Origin of the sequence: Flavobacterium sufflavum (assembly GCF_004016525.1) — a bacterium.
GTDB classification, from domain to species: Bacteria; Bacteroidota; Bacteroidia; order Flavobacteriales; family Flavobacteriaceae; genus Flavobacterium; species Flavobacterium sufflavum.
On sequence record NZ_SACJ01000007.1, the window covers coordinates 67,602 to 91,273 of the forward strand.

Consider the following 23,672-nt stretch of genomic DNA (forward strand, 5'->3'; position numbering starts at 1 on the left):
TTAAGAATTATGAAAAATTATTTCAAAACAATAGTAAAGTATAGTCTTTTATTTGGCTTGTTTGTTAGTTCAATATCCTGCGAAAATTATCTTGATGTGTCAGATGATACTTTGATTTCGGAAACTGAAGCATTTGAGAATTTTACTAAATTTCAGGGATTCACTGAAGAGTTATATCAATCTATTCCAGATTTCACTAATGCATATTGGACAAATTCTTGGAATTGGGGAGAAGATGAGATTCAGTCTTCAGCTCGTGATTTTCATTTTGTATGTAAAATTGATAATGGAGATTTATGGGGTTGGCAGTCTGAATATGATGGTTGGCAAGCAGGATGGATGAATCGAAGAGGTGTGTCTACAAATAACGACCGTTTTGGTAAAGATTTATGGACTTTAGGTTGGGCTGGTATCCGTAAAGCAAATATTGGTTTAGCCAATATTGATCAATTAAAAGATGCTACTCAGGAAGAAAAAGATTTAATAAAAGGGCAGCTTTTGTTTTTTAGAGGATGGTTTCATTTTCAGTTTATGCAGTATTTTGGGGGACTTCCGTATATTGACAGTGTACTTCCTAGTGATCAGGCATTGACTTTACCTAGGCTTACTTATGCCGAATGTGCTGAGAAAGCAGCGGCCGATTTTAGATTAGCTGCTGATTTATTACCTGTTGATTGGGATAATACCACTGTAGGTAAAAGAACTTTAGGTAAAAATGCTTTGCGTATCAACAAAATTATGGCCTTAGGCTACTTGGGTAAAAATTATCTTTGGGCAGGAAGTCCGTTGATGAATAAAGTATCTACGGGTAGCGCGACTTATAATATAGAGTTCTGTAAAAAAGCAGCAAAAGCTTTTGCTGAATTACTAACCAATACAGAGAGTGGTGATTCTAAATACGCTTTACTACCATTTGCTAATTATAGTGATAATTTTTATACAACGGGGAAAAACTGGGCAATACCTGGAGGGTCTGAAGCTATTTTTAGAGGACCTTATTTTGGAGCTAATGGATCTAATTGGGGTACAAGTAAACAATACCAACCTTCGCCTGTACTAGCAGATGGAGATGTTAAATTTTTACCAACTGCTAACTATGTTGATAATTACGGTATGGCAAATGGTTTTCCTATAACAGATATTACTAAAGCAGATGCAGAATCTGGTTATGATCCAACTCATCCTTGGCAAGGTCGTGATCCTCGTTTTTATAATGATATAGTTTATGATGGTGTAAAATGTGTCAAAGGAACTTTGCCTGCTAATATTGAGTCAGATCGCTATGCTAATTTGTTTACCGGAGGAAGTTATCGCAATATAAGTACAGGAAGTAGAACAGGTTATTTGCTTTATAAGTTTATTCCAATAACTGCTAATAAATATGATGGTGGGTATGATTGGGGTAATAATTTAAATATTCATATTCCATGGATGCGTTTATCAGACATTTATTTGATGTATGCCGAATCAGCTGCTGTAGGTTATAATTCTCCTACAGGTAAAGACCCATCATATAGCAGAACTGCTGTGGATGCTATAAATGTTGTTAGAGATAGAGCTAGTGTAGGTCATGTTGCTAGCAAATTCTTAGGTTCAGTCGATTCCTTTATGAATGAAGTGAGACGTGAACGTGCAGTTGAATTAGCTTTTGAAGGTCACCGTTTTAATGATCTTCGTAGATGGATGTTATTTATTCAAAGTCCATATACTTTAAAGAAATCAATTGAATTTAATCGTGATGCAAGTTTTAATACCGCAAATCCTAAAACTAATAAAGTGCTTAATATTCGTGAAACTGTTATTCTGGAACGAAATTTTAGTGAAAAGCATTATTGGTTACCATTGAAAAATGCCGATGTAAATATGTATTTGGAATTTCAGCAAAATCCAGGATGGTAATTATTCAGATTATTTTAAAAATTATAAATACAAATTAGAAAATAATGAGATATATACAACTAAAAATAGTGTTATGTTTTTTAATTATTGCTTTTTCTCCCACAATTTTAATTGCTCAAGTTGTTCGTAAAATTGATGTCAATGGTATTGTTAAGAGTACTGAAGGGAAGCCTGTTATTGGTGCAACTCTGGTTAGTGAAAAAGACAATGTTTCCACAAATACGGATTTTGAGGGTAAGTTTTCACTTAATGTACCTGTAAATTCAAATTTATTGATTAATGCAAAGGGTTATATTACAAAATCAGTTGTAGTTACATCAGGATCTACTGAAATTAATCTGATTTTGGATAAGGATCAATCAGTACAGGTTGCTTTTAAGAAAGTACAAGAAAGTGAACTTTTAGGTGGGGTATCGTATGTTAACTTACCAGAAATTTTGAAAAAGAATTATTCAACATATAGTTTGGATGGTTTGCAAGCTTTTGTAGGTGGTTTTAATGGTAATATATGGGGATCAGGTGGATACCTAGTATTAGTTGATGGTATTCCTCGTGATGCTGGTACTATTTTACCTGTAGAGATTGAACAAGTTTCATTCTTGAAAGGAGTTGCTGCAGTAGCATTGTATGGAAGCCGAGCTGCTAAAGGTGTAATCTATATCACTTCTAAAAAAGGTAGTATTCAAAAACAACAAATTAGTGTTAGAGTTGACGCAGGTATTGATGTTGCAAAAAGCTTCCCTAAGTATTTAGGTTCTGCAGAGTACATGCGCTATTATAATCAAGCTCGTGCTAATGATGGTCTATCACCATTATATTCAGATGAGACTATTTATAATTATGCTTCCGGAGTTAATCCTTATAGATATGCCGATGTAGATTACTATTCATCTAAATATTTAAAAGATTTTTCTAAAAGATATGATGCTAATGTTGAAATTAAAGGGGGGAATAATGTAGCCCAATATTACACAGTAGTTAATTTCTCTAATTCAGGAGATTTATTAAATTTTGGTGAAGCTAAGAATAATAACACTAATCGTTTTAGTATAAGAGGAAATGTAGATCTTGCAATTAATGATTTTATTTCTTGTACAATTGGTACAAATGCAATCTATTACAATGGAAGAGGTGTAAATACAAATTATTGGAATAGTGCAGCAACTACAAGACCAAATCGCTTTACTCCTTTATTGCCAATAGATTTGATTGAACAAAATGACGATACTTCTCAAGCTATGGTAAATAATAGTAACTATCTTATTGATGGTAAATATTTATTAGGGGGTACGCAATTAGATTTAAATAATTCTTTTGCTGCTATTTATGCAGGAGGTTATAATACCTATACTAATCGTCAGTTTCAATTTAATACAGGTATAGATGCAAAGTTAAATAGTTTTATTGACGGATTGTCTTTTCACTCTAAATTTGCTGTAGATTATGAAACTTCATATAATCAAGCCTATAATAATACCTATGCAGTATATCAAGCTGATTGGAATACCTATGCTGGATTTGACCAAATAACTTCTTTGACTAAATTTGGAGAAGATGCTAAATCAGGAGTTCAGAATATTTCTAATAGTGCTTACAAACAAACGATAGCTTTTTCGAGTCAGTTTGATTATGTGAAAAAGATTAATGGAGTTCATAACTTTTCGGGTATGTTGATAGCAAATGGATTTCAACAGTCACTTTCGGAAGTTTATCATAAGGTAAGTAATGCTAATTTAGGACTTAACTTAAGTTATAATTATGCAGGTAAATATTATGCAGAATTTAATGAGGCTTTAGTTCACTCTGCTAAATTTGCTGAAACCAAAAGAAATGAAACTTCACCTACATTATCTTTAGGTTGGAGACTTAGTCAAGAGAATTTCTTAAAAAACTGGACAGCCTTAGATAATTTAAAACTTACAGTATCTGCAGGTATATTGAATACAGATTTAGATGTTTCAAACTATTATTTGTATGAAAGTATTTATTCACAAACTGATGGGGCTTGGTTTAGTTGGAGAGATGGGTCTTTAAATAGAAGTACTGACTCTCGCAGAGGTGAGAATTTAGGTCTTACTTATGCTAAAAAACATGAAATAAACGTAGGCTTAGAAGCATCATTTTTAAATAAGTTAATAACTTTTAATGGTTCATTCTTTGCTAACAAAATTAAGGGTAATGTAATACAAGCTAATGTTTTATATCCTAATTATTTCACAACAGGTTTCCCAAATTCTTCTTTTATACCTTATATCAATTATAATGATGATAAGCGTATTGGTCTTGATTTCAATGTTAGAGTAAATAAAAGAGTTGGGCAAGTAGATTTGTCTCTAGGAATTACAGGTAACTATTATGATACTAAGGCTTCTAAAAGAGCAGAACAGTTTGAAGACCAATACCAAAATAGACAAGGAAAACCATTAGACGCTCTTTGGGGCCTTAAAAATGAAGGTTTCTTTATGGATAATGCTGATATTGCTAATCATGCTTCACAAACATTTGGTCAGGTTAAGCCTGGGGATATTAAATACAAAGATCAAAATGGTGATGGTATTATTAATTCTCAAGATGAAGTGTACTTAGGTAAAGGAGGTTGGAGTGGTGCTCCATTTACAGGAGGTGTTAATTTTACAGCAAAATGGAAAAATCTAACATTTTTTGCATTAGCTACTGGGCAGTTTGGTGCTTATGGTATGAAGAACAGTTCTTATTTTTGGATAGATGGAGAAGATAAATATTCAGTTATGGTTAGAAATAGCTGGACTGTTGAAAATCAAGCTACCGCAACTTATCCTAGGCTTACTACAAATACAAATGACAATAATTACCGTTCTTCAGACTTCTGGATTTATAGTACCAATAGAATTGATTTATCCAGAGTTCAAATTACCTATGATTTCCCAAAAAAAATGATTCAAAATTCATTTATTAATGAATTAGGAGTTTATGTAAATGGAGCTAATTTGTTAACAATATCTCCAGAACGTGAAACTATGGAGCTAAATGTAGGTGGTTCTCCACAAACTAGATTTTTCAATTTAGGCGTAAAAGCTTTATTTTAAATTAACAAATCATTAAAAAATAAATGATATGAATAAAAGATTTTTAATAGTATTATCAGTCATCTTTATGTGTATTAGTTGTGATGATCTCATCGAACCAGCTATAGAAAATAACAGAGGACTTAGTGATATGTATGCGGAAGCAGAATATGCACAGGGAATCTTACTGAATGCTTATACTAGGCTACCCGGTAATGGATGGACATTTAGTGATGTAGCAACCGATGATGCTGTATCAAATGACGTTTCTAATAATTATCGTAAAGTTGCTACAGGACAATGGGCAGCTAATTTTAATCCATTAGATCAATGGACAAATTCTAAAGCAGCCATTCAATATTTGAATATTTTTCTGGCAGAAGCCGATAAAGTAAAATGGGCAAAAGATGAGAATGTTAGTTTGCTATTTAGAAAACGACTTAAAGGGGAAGCTTATGGATTAAGAGCACTTTATATGTATTATTTATTACAGGCTCATTCAGGTGTGACAGAAAAGAATGGGTTATTAGGTGTTCCTATAGTATTAGAACCTGAAGTAGCAAATTCAAATTTTAATATACCTCGTAATACATTTGAAGAGTGTATGACTCAAATTTATAGTGATGTAGCAAAAGCTAAAGAACTACTTCCTTTAGATTTTGAAGAAGCAATTAGTTTACCTCCGGGTTATGACAACTTGAATGATTATAATCGAGTTTTTGGGGATTATGCTAGACAAAGAATGAGTGGTAGAATTGTAATGTTTGTAAAAGCACAAGCTGCTTTATTAGCTGCAAGTCCCGCTTTTAGTAATGGTAATTCAACAACTTGGAGCAATGCAGCTGATTATGCAGGGCAATTATTGGTTCTCAATGGAGGTATTACAGGATTAGATGCAAATGGTCTAACGTGGTATAAAAACACTGCAGAAATTGAAGCATTAGGCTCTGGAAAAAACCCAAAAGAAGTGCTTTGGAGAACAGATATAGCTAATAGTAATAATTTAGAAGCAGATAATTTTCCTCCTACACTTTATGGTAGAGGACGTGTTAATCCCACGCAAAATTTAGTAGATGCCTTTCCTGCAGCTAATGGATATCCTATTACAAACGCATCAAGTAATTATGCGGCATCTAATCCTTATGCGAATCGTGATCCTCGTTTAAAGGCTTTTATTTTGGTTAACCAAGATGTAGCGGGTGTTAGTTCAACCGTTATTACTACTGCTAGTAATGGAACTACAAATGATGGGCTTAATAAGACAGCAACTTCTACAAGGACTGGCTATTATATGAAAAAATTACTAAGACAAGACGTGAATTTGAATCCTTCGTCAACGAGTACCCAAAGACATTATAGACCACGTATGCGTTACACAGAATTATATTTAAATTATGCCGAGGCTGCTAATGAGGCTTGGGGACCTTTAGCTGCTGGGAGCTATGGTTTTTCAGCATACGATGTGATAAAAGCGATAAGAAAACGTGCGGGTATAACCCAACCAGATAATTACCTGGAATCTATCAAATCAAGCAAAGACGCCATGCGTGATTTAATTAGAAATGAACGCCGATTAGAATTATGTTTTGAAGGGTATCGTTTTTGGGATTTGCGTAGATGGAAATCAAGCTTAGTTGAATCAGCTCAAGGTATGAACATTCAGGGAACTACTGCAGCACCTACATATACTAAAATCCCTTCTGTTGAGGATAGACTTTTTACGAGTGATATGTACTATGGTCCAATACCATATAGTGAAACGCTTAAGTTTAATGCATTGATTCAGAACAAAGGATGGTAAGTTTTGTAAGACTTATATATAGTGCTATTTATTTTTAATATAATATCAAAAAAAATGAAAAATAAGATATTTTTAATGTTCGCAATTTTATTTATCACTTTAACATCTTGTTCAAATGAAGATGTAGTGTTTGATAATTTTGATTACCAGTCTGTTTACTTTGCTTATCAATTTCCTGTTAGAACAATAACTTTGGGAGAAGATGTTTTTGACACATCTTTAGATAATGAACATAAATGCAGAATAATGGCTACTTTGGGAGGTGTTTATAGTAATGATAAAAATGTTACTATTGATGTGCAAGTAGCTAATCCGCTAACTACAGGATTGTTGTTTAAAGCAGCAGGTGATAATATTCTTCCAATGCCTAGCAATTATTATACATTATTGTCTGATAAAATTGTTATTTCCAATGGACAGATAACAGGTGGTGTTGATGTTCAACTGACAGATGCTTTTTTTGCAGATCCACTTGCTGTAAAAAACACTTATGTGATTCCTCTTAAGATGACTAATGTTATCAATGCTGATACTATTTTATCAGGCAAGGCATTAGTTGCTAATCCTAATAGAGCTATTGCTGGTGATTGGGCTGTTGCTCCGAAGGATTTTATATTTTATGCTGTAAAATATGTTAATCCTTGGGATGGTTTTTATTTGCGTAGAGGAAAAGATGTTATTGTAGGCAACAATGGAAATACTTCGTTGAATAAAACAATTGTTAGACATAAAACCTATGTTGAGAATGATGAGGTATTCAAAATTAATACCCTTTCGTTGACTAATATAGATTTTCCGGTTGTCTACAAAGACGCCAGTGGCAATAATATCAATTGTAAATTAATACTTTCTTTTGATGGGACTGGTAATTGTACAGTTTCTTCTTCTAGTCCGAGTAGTTATACAGCAACCGGTACGGGTAAATTTGTAAAAAGAGGAGAGAAAAATAGCTGGGGTTCTAAAGACCGTGATGCACTTTATCTTAATTATACGGTTAATTTACCGAGTTTTAATGTTGCAACAAATGATACATTGGTATTAAGAGATAGAGGTGTTAAGGTGGAGACATTTAACCCTGTTCTTAAATAATTTATTATGATAATTTTTATCTATTAAAAAATTAAACGATATGAGAAAAATATACAAAATTGTACCATTTGCTGCGTTTTTAGTAACCTTAGCATCATGTACAGAATCACATCTGCTTTCATACGATGTTGAAAAACCTATAACTATTGCTAACCAGGAACAAATTAATGCTTATTCCGATTTAAAGACTTACGTTGATAGAGCGACTAATCCTGATTTTAAATTAGGTGCTGGAATTTCTTTATCTGATTATACAACTAAAAGTTTGATGTATAGGTTAGTCAATAGAAATTTTGATGAGATTACTTTGGGGTATGAGATGAAACATGGTGCAATAGTTCAATCGGATGGGAGTCTTTCCCTTGATAATGTCAATAAATTATTAAAAACTGCTCAAGAGGCTAATGTGTCGGTTTTTGGTCATACCCTTTGTTGGCACGCCAATCAGAATGCGACTTATTTAAAAAAATTGATTGCCCCTGATGTTCTATCAACAACAGGTCCAGGTTGGGATTTGATAATGGAAAATAATTTTGAGACCGATAATAGTTCAAATTATCAGGTTAATTCAAATGTAACTACTGGTTATACTACAGTTGGTCAAGGGGCAAACGGAACAGGAAGAGCACTTAAATTAACTAATGCCAGCGTTCGTGCTAATGAGTGGGATGCACAGCTTTACATAAAGTTTTCTCCGGCTGTACAAGTGGGCGAGAAATACAAACTTACTATGGATGTGCGTGCTGATGCTGTAGGATCTTCCCCTACTCAGGCACAATTAAACCCTGGTGGTTATAAGCATTGGGATTTCTTTGGCTCTGTTCCCTATACTTCCTCTTGGGCAACTTATGTTAAAGAGATTACGGTTACCGAACAAATGAAAGACTGTAATACAATTGCCTTTAATCTTGGAAAAACTGCCACTAGTTTTTATTATGATAATGTCAAAATAGAAAAGTATAATGCAACGGGTAGTATTCAAACAAAGGAGAAAACGCCTGAGCAGAAGAAGACTATCATTGGTCAAGCCCTTGATAAATGGATAACAGCTATGGTTACTAATTGTGCTCCTTATGTAAAAGCTTGGGATGTTGTCAATGAGCCAATGGATGATGGACAACCGTATGAGTTAAAAACAGCTGTAGGTAGAACAAATATGGCTGCTGATGAATTCTACTGGCAAGATTATTTAGGAAAAGATTATGCTGTAGAGGCTTTTAGACTTGCCAGATTACATGGTAATTCAACGGATAAGTTGTTTATAAATGACTATAATCTAGAGTACAGTACGGATAAATGTAAAGGTCTTATTCAGTATGTGAATTATATTGAAAGTAAAGGACAAAAAGTTGATGGTATAGGTACTCAGATGCATATTAGTATAAGTTCTAACAAAGATAAAATTGAAACGATGTTCCAATTACTTGCCGCTACTGGTAAACTTATAAAAGTTTCAGAACTGGATGTAGCAGCAGGGCTTAGTCCTACAGAATATGATCTTCAAAAGCAAGCAGAGATGTATAAATTTGTTGTGGATATGTATATGAAATATATCCCAGCAACTAAGAGATACGGAATTACTGTTTGGGGATTAACCGATAGTAAGGCAAATTCTTCTTGGTTACCAGGTCAGAATCAAGGTTTATGGGATGTTAATTTTACTCGTAAACTTTCTTATACTAGTTTTTCAGAAGGACTTAAATCCCTGAAATAAATTATATAATAGTTGATAATCTATTCAATTATTTACAATCAAGCTTAAATATCTAACTTGAGTTTACCCTTTGGGCGTACTTATTTTTTTAATTACGTTCAAAGGGTTTATTAATTTTAAAATCAGTCAAAATGAAATTATATAAATTATTTAGCATACAATTTGCTTTTTTGTTTTTGTTTTCCTGTTCTAAGGACGATACTCCTACTAAATCAGAACCTAAAGATGTACCAGTTGTAGAAACTATTGCCTGGCCATTAGCTACACCTAAGCTAAAAGTTGTTGGTAAATACCTAAAAGATCCTTGTGGTAATATAGTTAAATTACATGGTGTTGCAATGACTCCTAGTCCTTGGTTCAATGGTGGAGCTGTTGGCGAATGGCGTTGGAATAATTATGATGTGGCTGCATGTTTAGCCTATAATAAAGCTGTAATGAATAAGTTATCTGATGCCAATCAAGGTTGGTATCTAAACTATGTGCGATTGCATATAGATCCTTATTGGACAAACAATTTAGGGGTTTCAGGTATTCAAGAAAATGATATTTCACAATTCAATTTTGAAAGGTTTAAATCGGCCATTGATAATGTTATTCTACCACTTATTGCACATGCAAAAACCAGAGGAATGTACATTATTTTGCGTCCGCCTGGTGTTTGCCCTGAGCAAATAGCAGTAGGAGGTGCTTATCATGATTACTTAAAATTAATTTGGGATTATATATCGAAACATCCATCATTGAAAAATTCAGACCATGTGATGTTTGAATTAGCCAATGAACCTATAAGAATAAAACTTCCCGATGGTACTTATGGAGCCAATACCCAAGCTCATTTTGATCAGTTGAAATTATTTTTTCAACCAATAGTTGATTTAATTCGTGCCAATGGTGCCAATAATATTCTTTGGATTCCAGGTTCAGGATGGCAATCACAATATAAAGGCTATGCCGTTAATCCTATTGCAGGAGAGAATATAGGTTATTCAGTGCATATTTATCCAGGTTATTGGGGTAAGGATAATAATGATCCAGCCTTATTTAGAGCCAATTGGAATGAAAATATAAAACCTGTTGCTGATATAGCGCCAATCGCCATTACAGAAATTGATTGGGGACCAGACAAGTATGCTGTTTGGGGAAAAGGAGGAGTAACCGGAACTGCAGGCGGATGGGGATTTGGAGCTAATTTTAAACTTCTAACTGATGAATCAGCTAACGTAAGCTGGAATGTTTTATCTCCAGAAAACCTTATAGATAAAGGATCTGTAAATGGAGGTATCGCATATAATAATGATCCGCAAGCTTGTGCAAATCCAGTTTACAAATGGTTTAAAGAGTATGCTAAAAAAACGGTTATTTGCAATTAATGTTAATTTGTGTTATAACGAATCTTGTAGTAAAAGAGAATCCGTTTTTATTGAGGCTGCCCTTTTCGGGCAGCCTTTTTTAGGCTTATGTAGTACCTTGTAATTTATCCATAAAAAAACCGTCAAAAGTAAATTTTGACGGTTTCGTTTTATATTTCAGAATCGAATTATTTTCTAGCAATAACTCTTTCTACAGCTTCAACAATTGCTTGATTGTTTAATTTGTATTTTTCCATTAATTGCTCAGGAGTTCCAGATTCACCAAAACTATCTCTAACAGCTACAAATTCTTGTGGAGTAGGATTGTTTACGGCTAATACACCTGCAATACTTTCTCCAAGACCACCAAGGTAGTTGTGCTCTTCAGCTGTAACGATACATTTAGTTTTAGCTACCGATTTCAAAATAGCTTCTGCATCTAATGGTTTAATCGTGTGGATGTTGATTACTTCAGCAGAAATTCCTTTTTCTTCTAATTTTTCAGCAGCAATTAAAGCTTCCCAAACCAAGTGACCTGTAGCAACAATAGTTACATTAGTACCTTCGTTTAATAGGATTGCTTTACCGATGATGAAAGGTTCGTCAGTAGGAGTAAAGTTAGGTACAACCGGACGTCCAAAACGCAGGTAAGCAGGACCGTGGTGATCAGCTAATGCAATTGTAGCGGCTTTTGTTTGGTTGTGGTCACAAGTGTTGATTACAGTCATTCCTGGTAACATTTTCATCAAACCGATATCTTCAAGGATTTGGTGAGTTGCCCCATCTTCTCCTAAAGTTAATCCGGCGTGAGAAGCACAGATTTTTACGTTTTTGTCAGAGTAAGCAACTGATTGACGAATTTGGTCATAAACCCTTCCTGTAGAAAAGTTAGCAAAAGTTCCTGTGAAAGGAATTTTTCCACCAATAGTTAAACCTGCAGCAATTCCAATCATGTTTGCTTCAGCAATACCGATTTGGAAAAAACGCTCCGGGTGATTTTTCTTGAAATCATCAAATTTTAATGATCCAATTAAATCCGCACAAAGTGCTACTACATTTTCATTTTTCTGACCTAATTCAGTCATTCCCACTCCAAAACCTGAACGGGTATCTTTACTTCCTGTATTTATATATTTTTTCATTTTTTAATTTAGATTTTTGCTAGCATTCTACTGAATACTAAATTACTGAATACTGAACACTTATTAGTAATCTGAATTGCCTCCAGTATTATAATTTTGTCCTAAAGCGTTTTCAAGTTGAGCATCGTTAGGTGCTTTACCATGCCAAGCATGACTGTACATCATATAGTCAACTCCATTACCCATTTCAGTATGCAACAATACACAAACTGGTTTCCCTTTTCCAGTTCTTGCTTTTGCTTCATTCATTCCAGCAATGATTGCTTCAACATCATTTCCTTTAGTGATTTCAACCACTTCCCAATCAAAAGCTTCAAATTTAGCACGGATACTTCCTATACATAAAACTTCGTCAGTAGTTCCGTCAATTTGTTTTCCGTTTAAATCTACTGTAGCGATAAGGTTGTCAACATTTTTAGCAGAAGCATACATGATAGCTTCCCAGTTTTGACCTTCCTGCAATTCACCATCACCGTGAAGTGTATAAACGATATGATTGTCTTTGTTTAATTTTTTAGCTTGCGCTGCTCCAATTGCTACTGATAATCCTTGACCTAGAGAACCAGATGCAATACGTACTCCCGGCAAATTGTCGTGAGTAGTTGGGTGTCCTTGTAATCTTGAATTTAACAAACGGAAAGTTGCTAATTCAGCTACTGGAAAATACCCGCTTCTTGCCAGAACACTATAAAAAACAGGAGAGATATGACCGTTTGATAAGAAGAACAAATCTTCTCCAGCTCCGTCCATGTCCCAACCTTCTTTGCGGTTCATTATATTTTGATACAAGGCTACCAAAAATTCGGTACAACCTAGAGAACCTCCTGGATGACCTGAATTAACAGCGTGTACCATTCGAAGGATGTCTCTTCTTACTTGGATAATTAAATCGTTTAATTGTTGAGTGTTAGGTTTCATTTTATGTTTTTAGGATTAATCTCTTTAGATTTATTTTACCCAAACGCTACTTTTTTGCAATAGAAAGTTTCAAACATCAATTTTTTTATAAATTGATGTTTAATGGAATCCATTATATTAAGATTATTTACTTTGAGAAAGTAGTGATACAAAAAAAAAGGTAAAACAATAATAAACAGAAAACTAGTGTTTTTATTTTTTTGGAAATTTAGAAGTTTATTCTCGATAGGGATTTATAGGAACTATTGTACCGTCTTCATTGTAAGTAATTTTAGTCACTTTAATAGATCTCAAATGAGTTACTCCTTTAGAAAGGCTGGAATCATGATAAAATAAATACCATTTTCCTTCCACTTGACAAATAGAGTGATGTGAGGTCCATCCAATTACGGGTTTAAGAATTATTCCTTGGTAAGTGAACGGTCCGTAAGGAGAATCACCGGTTGCATAACAAATAAAATGAGTATCACCGGTAGAGTAGGAGAAGTAATATTTTCCGTTGTATTTATGCACCCATGAAGCTTCAAAAAAGCGACGTTTATTATCTCCAGCTAAAATTTCTTTTCCGTTTTCATCCAGAATTTTGATTTCTTTAGGTTCTTCGGCAAATTCCTTCATGTTATCTGTCAATAAGGCTACAATTGGTCCCAGAGCAGCTTCATTGGCTGAAGGTTCTTCGTTTTCTTCAGCATATTTGTTGTTTCTGTATTTTTGAAGTTGACCTCCCCAAATTCCGCCAAAGTACATGTAATATTTACCATCTTCATCTTCAAAAACGGCTGGGTCAATAGTATAACTTCCTTTGATAGCTTCGGGTTCTGGAAGAAAGGGACCTATTGGCGAATCACTGATGGCAACACCAATTTGGAAAATTCCATTGGCACGTTTGGCTGGGAAATACAGATAGTATTTTCCGTCTTTATGCGCGGCATCAGGAGCCCACATTTGTCTTTCGGCCCAAGGAACATCTTGTACGTGTAATGCCACTCCGTTATCTATAGCTTCTGAGGTAACGCTGTCCATTGATATGACATGATAATCTTCCATTCCAAAATGATCTCCATTATCATTGAAAGGAATTCCTGCATCTATATCATGTGATGGATAAATATAAATTTTATCATTAAATACATGAGCCGATGGATCTGCGGTGTATATATTGGATACTAATGGCTGCGATATAGCTGTTTTTGCTAATTCTTGAAAGTCTATATGTTTTATAGTTTCTTCTGACATTTTATTTAATTTTATTGTGATGTAAAATGATTAAGCTCTTCTTCTTTTTAAATCTGATTCTATTTGGACTTCCATTTTTTTATTGATTTCATAGAAAAATAATAGCCCAACTCCTATCATAAAAGGGATTGCAGGGAAAATGCTTACTAATAATTTTATTCCGTTTATAGCTGTTGTTGATTGTTCTGCAGCGGTTGGGATATAGTTGAAATAACCCAATAATGAAGTGGTCAAGGCCCCACCAATACTTAATCCCGCTTTTAATCCAACCATCATTGCAGAGAAAATTATGGCAGTGGCACGGCGATTGTTTTTCCATTCTGAATAATCGGCAACATCAGCAATCATAGCCCAAAGAATAGGTATGGTGATGCCGTAGAAAAAGCCATGAAAGATTTGGGAAATAAACATCAAACTCACTGATTTTGGCGAAAAGAAATAGAAGGCAATAATGAATAGGGTAGAGATAAAAAGGAAAAATCCAAAAATGTCTCTTTTACCATATTTGTCGGCTAATCTTTTTGATAAAGTAATTCCAACGATCATAAAAATAATACCACCGGCATTAAACAATCCGAAACCGGCAGAAATAGGATCTTCCCCAAATTGATTCAATCCAATGGAGTTTAAAACGTCCAAAATAGGTTGGATGACAATGGCCAATTCTTGTTTATCTACATAATTTTCAAAATAATAAACATAGGCTCCACCTTTCATCGCGAGAGTGATAAATACTAAAGTGGTTAGTGATAGCATAATTAACCATGGCTTATTTTTAACTAAATCAGCTAAATCTTCACGAACACTTGATTTTTGTTCCGGCTTTGGGATAATTCGCTCTTTGGTTGTTAAAAAGGTAATTAGAAGCATAATAGTACCAACAATGGCTAATACAGTCATGACTTTTTCGATACCAATTGCCTTATCTCCATTTCCAGCGCTTTTAATGATTCCGAGCATAAAAACCTGCACAAAAAATTGGGCAAACATTACTGCAACAAAACGGTAAGAAGAAAGACTGTTGCGTTCTCCCATATCACCGGTAATAACGCCACTCAATGCCGAATAGGGAAGATTATTACCAGCATAGAATAATAATAATAGGGTATAAGTTATAACGGCATAAATCACTTTGCCTTTGTATGAAAAATCAGGAGTGGTAAAAGCCAATAAAGCAATGACTCCTAAAGGAACTGCAGTCCACAGAATCCAAGGGCGAAATTTTCCCCATTTTGAGCTGGTTCTATCGGCTATAGCTCCAATAATCGGATTAAAAATGAAGGCTGCTACTAATCCAACACTTAACATGATTATCGAAGAATCTGCCGGAGATAGGCCATATATATCAGTATAAAAGTAAGCAAGATAGGTCATCAAGGTTTGGAAAACCAAGTTGGCAGCAAGGTCTCCCAGGCTGTATCCAATTTTTTCTTTTATGGATAATTTTTGTGAAATAGATGTCATTTAATTTTTTGTTTTAGTAGGTGGATTTAATTTTTTGCTTTCAAAGAGATAACACTTTCATAGGCTTTCTTTGGTTGTAAATTGGAATCGAATAATAAAGGATAATCAGTTCTTCCTTTAATAGGGAAATCGTTTAACCAAGATTGTGTATCATTAACACCCCAAAATGTTACTCTACTTATTTTATCTTTGTGTTTTAAAAATAATTTAAAGATATCGTTATAACGTTGAGCGAGTTTAACTTGCATAGAATCCGGTAAAGTTTTAGGATATGGATTCATCTTTTCATTATTTGCAAATCTTTGGCTTATTTCAGCACCTTGTAATCCATAAGGACTTGGAAGTACAGAAATATCTAATTCTGAAAAAGCTACTTTTACTCCAAGGGCAGAAAAATCCAGAATGGTTTTTTCTATTTCTTCAAGAGTTGGTGTATCTAAATGCCAATGCCCTTGTTCTCCAACTCCGTCAATTTTAGCTCCGTTTTTTTGAAGATTTTTTACAAGTTCAACAGCTCCTTTTCTTTTTTTAGCATTGCATAGGTTGTAATCATTATAGTATAAATCGACTTTTGAATCAATTTTTGCGGCTGTTTTAAAAGCCAGCGTTAGAAAGTCTTTTCCGTAAGTATTTAAAAAGACTGATTTTCTTAAAGTTCCATCCTCATTAAGGGCTTCATTAACAACATCCCAGGAATCAATTTTTCCTTGATATTTTTTTACTACAGTAGTAATATGATTAGTTAGCATTTTAGCCATACTCACACTATCTTTTATTTTTGACATCCAAGGTGCCAATTGGCTATGCCATACTAAAGTGTGTCCGTGAATGAACATATTGTGTTTCTGTCCAAAAGCCACATATTTATCACTCAAATTGAAATCAAACTTATTTTCTTCAGGTTGAAGAAACATTGATTTCATGATGTTTTCGGGAGTGATAGCATTGAATTCTTTCGAAATAAGTTGGGTTACTTTTGCATTTTTTTCTTCAATTTGATTAACATCTAATGCCGTTCCTATGTAAAAGTCACCGTTGTAGGCACTTTTAAGGGAATTTTTTGCTGTAGATTGTGAATTGATTTTATTATTGCAACTACTTAATACAAGTACTGCCGAGAACAAGAATAAAAAGGATTTGGTTGGTTTCATATTTTTTGATTTTATATTTTTTTGATTAATTTTTTATGTTGGAACTCTCAGAAGGACCGAGTAGGGTTGGTTTTAATTCGCTTTTTTCTGTTTCGATAATAATTTTTTGAAGTACTAAACCTTCATCAATTCGATAATAATTCAAAGTATGATTTCCTGCTTTATCGATTTTAAATTCAGTTGTTATAACTTTGATATTATCCGTAACATTTTTGTCCCAATTCTTTGTCACCTTCCCATTATAATCAAAAATAACAGGGTCTGATGCATAGTTTACTTTGGTTGGACTTTCGTTATCGAATGATAATCCATAATGCATGCCTTCTCTCGTAGAGTAATTAATTGTAGGGGAAAAATGCATCTGAACTTTTATTGTTCCTGTGTTCTTGAAATGGACATTGTAAGATAGTTTGGGAGAGTTTTCATTTAATTCTACTCTTCCTTTTTTGATAGGCGATGAAATTACTGCTCCATCGGTTTTTCCTAAATTATCAACTACTTTCCATTTAAAAGAGTCAGGTTCATATTTATTGGAAAAATTTACGGCTTTGATGGCTATATATCCATTGTTTTCAACAAAACCTTTAGCGTTGTCTGTTTTTGTATTGTTTATTTTGATATTGATTGGAATTTCTTTTCCAGCTCCTGATATCATTACAGCAGTTGTTTGGCTGCCTTGAGGTGCTTTTTTCCAATCTATTGTTACCAAAATTCTTTCCTGTTTGTCAATGCTTTCTTTGGTTTTAGAAAATTTTATCCAATTTGATTTTGATGTAATTTTAAAATCAAAAGGGATAGTTCCTCGGTTAAAAACATCAATATAAGAAGTATTGTTTTCAGAAGAATTAAAGCTTGGTAAAGTAGCTTGTTCGTTAGCTTCTGGCCACCATTTTGTTGATCCTTCAATTGCAACGCCTAATTCAGCTTTAGCAGGAACTTCAATAGTTTTAGTGTTAGTAATAATATTTGTTTTTGGATCTTGCCAATTTTTATATCCAATATGCGTTTGGGACATCATATGATTCCATTTTCCATTCGCCATTGTTTTATGATAATATGTCGAAAATTCAGCATCCTTATCGAATAATATTTTTACTTTCTCAGCATATTCATTGGTTGCAGCCCTTCCTTGACTGGCAAATAAATTATTTTTTGCTGTAGTAACATACAATTCATTTAAATTGGCGCTGGCCAAAACAGGATATAAAATCAATTGATAAAAAGCATCTTTATATTCCGCTTTAAGCTGTGCATTGATTTCCTGGGCTTTTTGAGCCAATTTATTGTAGTCTGAAACTACGTTTTCAGCTTCGTTGTAATTAATTAAACTATAACTGGAAGGATCTAAAAGTTCCGGTTTTCTATTCGCATTGTATTTAGAATACATTTTTAATAGAGTAGCAATTTCTTCGGTATTTTGTCCTCCAAAATTAGCTGCAGCCCATTGGTAATAATAATCATTAAGATTACTTTCATTCCAATATTCCGGATTCCAGGCATAATCCAGGAAGAATTCTATAGGGAATTCCATTGGTTTAATATCACCCACATTTACAATCCATACTTTATCGACACCATGTTCATAGGCCAAATGCATTTGTTCCCAGGTACGTTCTATTTGGTTAGAGTTAATCCATTTGTAACTTCTTGGACCTCCCACATAATCAAAATGATAGTAAATGCCATAACCTCCTTTTCTAGGTTTTGCATCCAACGCAGGTAATTTTCTTAAGTTTCCCCAGTTGTCATCACATAGCAATAAAGTAACATCATCAGGAACTTTCATTCCTTTATCATAATATTCCTGAACTTCTTTGTACAAAGCCCAAATTTGAGGAGTTTCTTCCGCTGGTTTTTTAGTGACAGCGGTTATAATTTCACGTTGTGTTTTAACAATATTTTCTAATAAATCAATAGCTGTTCCTTCAGTCATTGGTTCGTCACCATCGCCCCGCATACCTATAGTTACCAAGGTTTCCTTATTTCCCATTCGCTCGATTCCAGCTGTCCAGAATTTCTTTAAACCTTCAGGGTTTTTATTAAAATCCCATTCTCCATTAACAGACTTATTCCATTCTCCATGCGCTTTTGCTAAAGGTTCATGATGAGAAGTTCCCATAACAATTCCATATTCGTCAGCCAGAATTCCGTTTTGAGGATCATCTGCATAAAACTTTTCGCTCCACATGGCTGGCCATAAATAATTGCCTTTCATTCTAAGGATTAACTCAAAAACTTTATCATAGAATTTAGCATTAAATTTTCCATAATTTTCGCGAACCCAACCCGTAAGGGCAGGGGCTTCATCATTGATAAAAATGCCTCGGTATTTCACCTTTGGTTCTCCCAAAGTATGAATGCCTGGAAGAACATGCAACTCTGATTGTTTTTTTGAAGGAACATCAGCCCAAAATCCCCAAGGAGAAACGCCAATTTGATTTGAAAGATCATAAATTCCATAAATAGTTCCTCTTTTATCTGAACCAGCAATAACTAATGCTTTTTGCACTCCTGCAATAGGATTTTTGACAATTTGGGTTGTGAATTTTTCCCATTTTCCTTGCAGTTGACTGGCATCAATTTTCCCTTCTCTGGCTAGTTGATCAATAATAGGACTTTTACCTAAAGTACCAATAATTACAAGGTAGTTTTCACTAGCAATTTTATTTATAATATTTGGTGAAATAGTTGTCACCAAACGAATGTCATTTTGAAGATGATTCACCACACGCAAAACTCCCGAAAAATCCACATCACTTACCAATAGAGAAGCTACTTTTCCATTGCAAGCCAAAGGAAAACTTTCTTTAGAAGCTTTATTGGTTACATATTTATTTGGATTTATGGCATAGCCAATGTCCATTATTGAAATCAATAATAATAGCGTTAAAAATGTATTTTTTCGGATTGAAAGTTTCATTATTATTAATTCTTTTTTTCTTTCGATGACAAAGATTTGGATTCTATTATTAATATTTTTTTGCTGTTTTAGGGTTTAAATTTGTATGTTAAATTCCCGGTGCAAACGGAAATTTTAAGGATTTAAAAAAGTTCAATGTTTGTATTGGTTTTTCAACTTCTTTTGGTAATTCTTTACCAGAGTATTGTTGAAAATACAATAGACAGGCATCACGCCACCATTTTGCTTCTTTATACTGTATGTTGAGTAGCATCTGAACTTCTTTAAATCTCGCTTCATCTACATAATTTTCCATTTTGTTCCAAGTTGAATTCATTGACGCCACTTGATTTACACCTTCCTGGTATTTCAATGCTAAAGAATTCCAAAGGGTTTTTCCATTTTTCAATTTGTAATCCCAAGGTAGGTGATGAAACCATAACAAATCTTTTTCCGGGCACGTGGTTGCATCATCAAATATGTTTGCTACTTCAGGAGCGTACTGTGCGGTTGCATTGCTTCCAGTTTTAGATCGGTCAAATCCTATTCCTTTGGTATCAGCTTTATGATAATAAGTTGGATTCCATTCAGGTCTGGATAAATTGCTTACCCAAGGTCCTGGACCATAATGATGACCGGTATCCATAATATGGTGTAAGCCCAAAGGAGTCATGTAATTAACTACTGCTTCTCTCGATTCCAGCATCATTTCTTTTACAGCTTTGATAAATTTTTTTTCGTTAGAAAAAGTCATTCGCAACCAGTCTTCAGCGATAGTTTCCGAATCCTGATACGGATTCCAGGCCAGTCGGCCAAATCCATACCAGTTGGCTTGTGCAAAAGGGTGCCCTGTCCAGTTAATATCATTTCCAATGTTAGCCACTCCGGCTATTCCGGTAATTTTATGATTGTCTAATGTTCCGTCAATTATTTTGGCAACAGTAGAACCTTTGCCTTTACTGTACGTATCAGATTCTAAAACTTCCTGATATAATTTAGGCAGATAAACTAAGTGAGAGCTAAAACCTAAATATTCCTGAGTTATTTGGAATTCCATCATCAACGGAGTTTTGGGCATGGCGCCAAATATCGGATGAAAAGGTTCTCTAGGTTGAAAATCAATCGCTCCATTTTTTACCTGAACAATTACGTTATCTCTGAATTGTCCATCATAGGGAACAAATTCGCTGTAAGCCTGTTTTGCCCTGTCATTAACATCGTGCTCAGAATAAACAAAGGCTCTCCACATCACAATTCCTCCAAAAGGAGCAACAGCATCGGCAAGCATATTGGCACCATCAACATGGTTTCGACCATAATTTTGTGGTCCTGGTTGTCCTTCTGAATTTGCTTTTACCAGGAATCCACCGAAATCGGGAATCCTTTGGTAAATTTCTTTTGCTTTTTCTTTCCACCAATTTTTGACATCTGTATTGAAAGGATCAGCTGTTTTCAATCCCCCAATTTCTATTGGTGCCGAAAAACGAGCCGTTAAATATACTTTTATTCCATAAGGTTTGAACGTTTTGGCTAAAGCCTCTACTTTTTCCAAATATTGAGGTGTTAATATCAAAGCATTGGCATTTACATTATTAATAACTGTACCATTTATACCAATAGAAGTATTGGCACGGGCATAATCTACATAACGTTGGTCAATAAAATCAGGTAATTTATGCCAATTCCAAAGTGAAAAACCTGCATAGCCTCGTTCTACTGTTCTGTCTAAATTATCCCAATGATTTAGTATTCGGATGTTTATTCGTGGAGAATCAGTAATTGCTAGATTTTCAATAGATTGATTGGTCTGGAGTAATTTTAAAAAATTATAAACACCATATAAAACTCCTATATCTGTTTTTCCAGTAATTAGGATGTGTTTTTTGTTTTTTAATTGAATGGTTTTGATAATATATCCTTCTTCATTAATTAAGTCAAATTCGTTTTTTATGTTTTTAAGGATATTTTCATCAAGTAATAATTTATTACCTAAAATCAGCATATTCTCCTTATCAGTATTTTGTTGAAGAGCGATTGTACTATCTAATAAACCAGAAAGTCCCAATTGTATTTCTTTTGTTGCAACTTGAATAGTTTCGGAATTTCCTAAGGCAACAATTCCATTAATTTTTGACTGATAGTTTGACGCTATTTTAGTGTGTTGAACTTTTTTATACTGAAGCCACAATTTATAATCCTCTTGTGCAGACATATTAAATGGAGCTATCAAAAAAGATAGTTGCAATAGGATATATAGAAATAGAGGGTGGTTCATGGGTATTAATTTTTGGCTGTCCAGAATTTTTTATTAAACTCTTCTTTAAAAATGTTTAGATATAGATTTTTGTATGTATGTTTTTCAGTAAAGTTTGCAATCGGTTGCGTAAAAGTAAAACATTGTATCATATAAAAAAAAAAATCTTGTATTTTTTTTTATATTCGTCAAAAAAATTTGTAAAACCTAAGATATGTCTATAAATAGGAGCAGTTTTTTAAAAATATCAGATGCTTATTAATAGCATTTGTTGTTCTGCCTGCCAGAGTGAGATGTTTTCTTTTTATTAAAATCGCTTTATAATTAATTCAAAGAATTTTGAGGTGAATCTTTAATTAATTTTAGAAGAAAAGTACAGTAAATGAAGGATGTTTGTACCTCAAATAAAAGATATTAGATTATATCTTAATTATTTAAAAATAGGTCATAAATTACATCAATGTTTTTTTTGAGGTAAAAAATACCTTAGGTGATTTACACTCAACGTGGTTTTTAGGGGTAATTGTTTTTAAATTCTTTTTGAAGATTCCCGAACAAGTACTTCGGTATTTAAAAAAGTAATTTCTTTGACTTCGTCTTTTTTATTGGATTTTATATTTTTTAATATTATCTCTGCCGATGCTTTTCCCATTTTGGCTGCGGGATGTGTAATAGTTGATAAATTAGGATCTATAATTTGTGAGATAGGGTCGTTATTAAAACCGATAATGGCTAATTCTTCAGGAATTTTAATTCCTCTTTTTTTGGCGCTTTGAATAGCACTTACAGCTATAATATCTCCAGAAGCAAAAATACCATCTGGTGGAAGATCTAAATCAAATAGCTTATTACTTGCTTTAGCTCCTTCTTCATAAGTAACTGTTTTTAAATTCACTATTAATTCTTCAATTATAGGTAAATTATGGTCTTTTAATGCATCTATATATCCTCTTTTTCTTTCGCTATACAAATTGCCAAATTCAGAACCAGCGGTAAGATGTGCAATACGGGTACAGCCTTGTTCTATAAGGTGTTTTGTGGCCTTGTATCCAGCTGCATGGTTGTCAATTATAACTCGAAAGGTATTGAAGTCTTTGGGTACACGGTCAACAAAAACCAAAGGAATGTTATTGCTAACAAACTGTTGGAAGTGTGAAGTATCGCGGGTTTCCATAGCAAGAGAACTAATTACTCCACTTACTCTACTGCTATACAAAGATTTAGCCATACTAACTTCTTCGTCATAAGAATCATGCGATTGCATGATAATTACGTTGTACCCCGATTTTTGGGCTGTGATTTCTATACCACTAATTAATGAAGAAAGGAAAGGTTGTGTGACAGTTGGTATCAATACTCCAATAGTATTGGTTTTGTTACCACGAAGTCCAGCCGCAAGAGTATTGGGTACATAACCCATTTCTTCGGCAGTTTTTTTTACTTTTTTTATCGTTTTATCGCTAATTGATGGATGATCTTTTAACGCTCTTGAAATCGTAGAGGTTGCAAGATTTAATTTTTCTGCAATATCATAGATAGTAATGTCTTTATTTTCTTCCATAAATTAAAGAGTGTGAATCACAAATATACATTTTTTTGGTTAATTGTGTTATGTGTTATTTAGGAGATATTTTGTTGAATTTATATTAAAAAAATAATTCATTGCAAATATACTATCTATTGCGTAATTTGATTTAGAGGAGGAAACATCA

General features: G+C 33.7%; 14 protein-coding genes. 6 read left to right on the plus strand and 8 right to left on the minus strand.

The window, feature by feature from the left end:
* Nucleotides 1-9: 9 nt before the first annotated feature.
* The 6 genes from EOD40_RS11990 to EOD40_RS12015 all read left to right on the plus strand — a co-directional run bounded on the left by EOD40_RS11990 (nucleotide 10) and on the right by EOD40_RS12015 (nucleotide 10,917).
* A complete protein-coding gene (locus EOD40_RS11990) occupies nucleotides 10-1,899 on the plus strand; it encodes a RagB/SusD family nutrient uptake outer membrane protein (protein WP_128195835.1) in 1,890 nt (629 codons plus the stop codon).
* A gap of 44 nt (nucleotides 1,900-1,943) precedes the next feature.
* On the plus strand, nucleotides 1,944-4,964 hold the full coding sequence (locus tag EOD40_RS11995; RefSeq protein ID WP_128195837.1) for a SusC/RagA family TonB-linked outer membrane protein: 3,021 nt from the start codon (nucleotides 1,944-1,946) through the stop codon (nucleotides 4,962-4,964).
* Between the two features lie 28 nt (nucleotides 4,965-4,992).
* Entirely contained in the window at nucleotides 4,993-6,744 is a 1,752-nt protein-coding gene (locus EOD40_RS12000) for a RagB/SusD family nutrient uptake outer membrane protein (protein WP_128195839.1), read from the plus strand.
* A 54-nt stretch (nucleotides 6,745-6,798) separates the two neighbouring features.
* Entirely contained in the window at nucleotides 6,799-7,833 is a 1,035-nt protein-coding gene (locus tag EOD40_RS12005) for a DUF5627 domain-containing protein (protein WP_128195841.1), read from the plus strand.
* Nucleotides 7,834-7,873: 40 nt separating this feature from the next.
* Nucleotides 7,874-9,547 carry an endo-1,4-beta-xylanase gene (locus EOD40_RS12010; RefSeq protein ID WP_128195843.1) on the plus strand — a complete coding sequence of 558 codons (1,674 nt, stop codon included), beginning with the start codon at nucleotides 7,874-7,876 and terminating at the stop codon, nucleotides 9,545-9,547.
* A 131-nt stretch (nucleotides 9,548-9,678) separates the two neighbouring features.
* Complete coding sequence (locus tag EOD40_RS12015) at nucleotides 9,679-10,917, plus strand: cellulase family glycosylhydrolase (protein WP_128195845.1); 1,239 nt, start codon at nucleotides 9,679-9,681, stop codon at nucleotides 10,915-10,917.
* Between the two features lie 167 nt (nucleotides 10,918-11,084).
* Here EOD40_RS12015 and EOD40_RS12020 read toward each other — a convergent pair whose 3' ends face one another.
* The 8 genes from EOD40_RS12020 to EOD40_RS12055 all read right to left on the minus strand — a co-directional run bounded on the left by EOD40_RS12020 (nucleotide 11,085) and on the right by EOD40_RS12055 (nucleotide 23,521).
* Complete coding sequence (locus EOD40_RS12020) at nucleotides 11,085-12,038, minus strand: transketolase family protein (protein WP_128195847.1); 954 nt, start codon at nucleotides 12,036-12,038, stop codon at nucleotides 11,085-11,087.
* A gap of 63 nt (nucleotides 12,039-12,101) precedes the next feature.
* Nucleotides 12,102-12,956: a transketolase gene (locus EOD40_RS12025; protein WP_128195849.1), complete on the minus strand. Its 855-nt coding sequence runs from the start codon at nucleotides 12,954-12,956 to the stop codon at nucleotides 12,102-12,104.
* Nucleotides 12,957-13,172: 216 nt separating this feature from the next.
* Entirely contained in the window at nucleotides 13,173-14,192 is a 1,020-nt protein-coding gene (locus tag EOD40_RS12030) for a glycoside hydrolase family 43 protein (RefSeq protein WP_128195851.1), read from the minus strand.
* A 30-nt stretch (nucleotides 14,193-14,222) separates the two neighbouring features.
* Entirely contained in the window at nucleotides 14,223-15,656 is a 1,434-nt protein-coding gene (locus tag EOD40_RS12035) for an MFS transporter (protein ID WP_128195852.1), read from the minus strand.
* A gap of 26 nt (nucleotides 15,657-15,682) precedes the next feature.
* Nucleotides 15,683-16,807, minus strand: coding sequence for an endo-1,4-beta-xylanase (locus tag EOD40_RS12040; RefSeq protein ID WP_128195854.1), 1,125 nt, complete (start codon nucleotides 16,805-16,807; stop codon nucleotides 15,683-15,685).
* A gap of 25 nt (nucleotides 16,808-16,832) precedes the next feature.
* Entirely contained in the window at nucleotides 16,833-19,727 is a 2,895-nt protein-coding gene (locus tag EOD40_RS12045) for a glycosyl hydrolase 115 family protein (RefSeq protein WP_128195856.1), read from the minus strand.
* A gap of 88 nt (nucleotides 19,728-19,815) precedes the next feature.
* On the minus strand, nucleotides 19,816-21,981 hold the full coding sequence (locus EOD40_RS12050; RefSeq protein WP_128195858.1) for an alpha-glucuronidase family glycosyl hydrolase: 2,166 nt from the start codon (nucleotides 21,979-21,981) through the stop codon (nucleotides 19,816-19,818).
* A 508-nt stretch (nucleotides 21,982-22,489) separates the two neighbouring features.
* Nucleotides 22,490-23,521, minus strand: a complete 1,032-nt coding sequence (locus EOD40_RS12055) for a LacI family DNA-binding transcriptional regulator (protein ID WP_128195860.1) — start codon at nucleotides 23,519-23,521, stop codon at nucleotides 22,490-22,492.
* Nucleotides 23,522-23,672 lie beyond the last annotated feature (151 nt).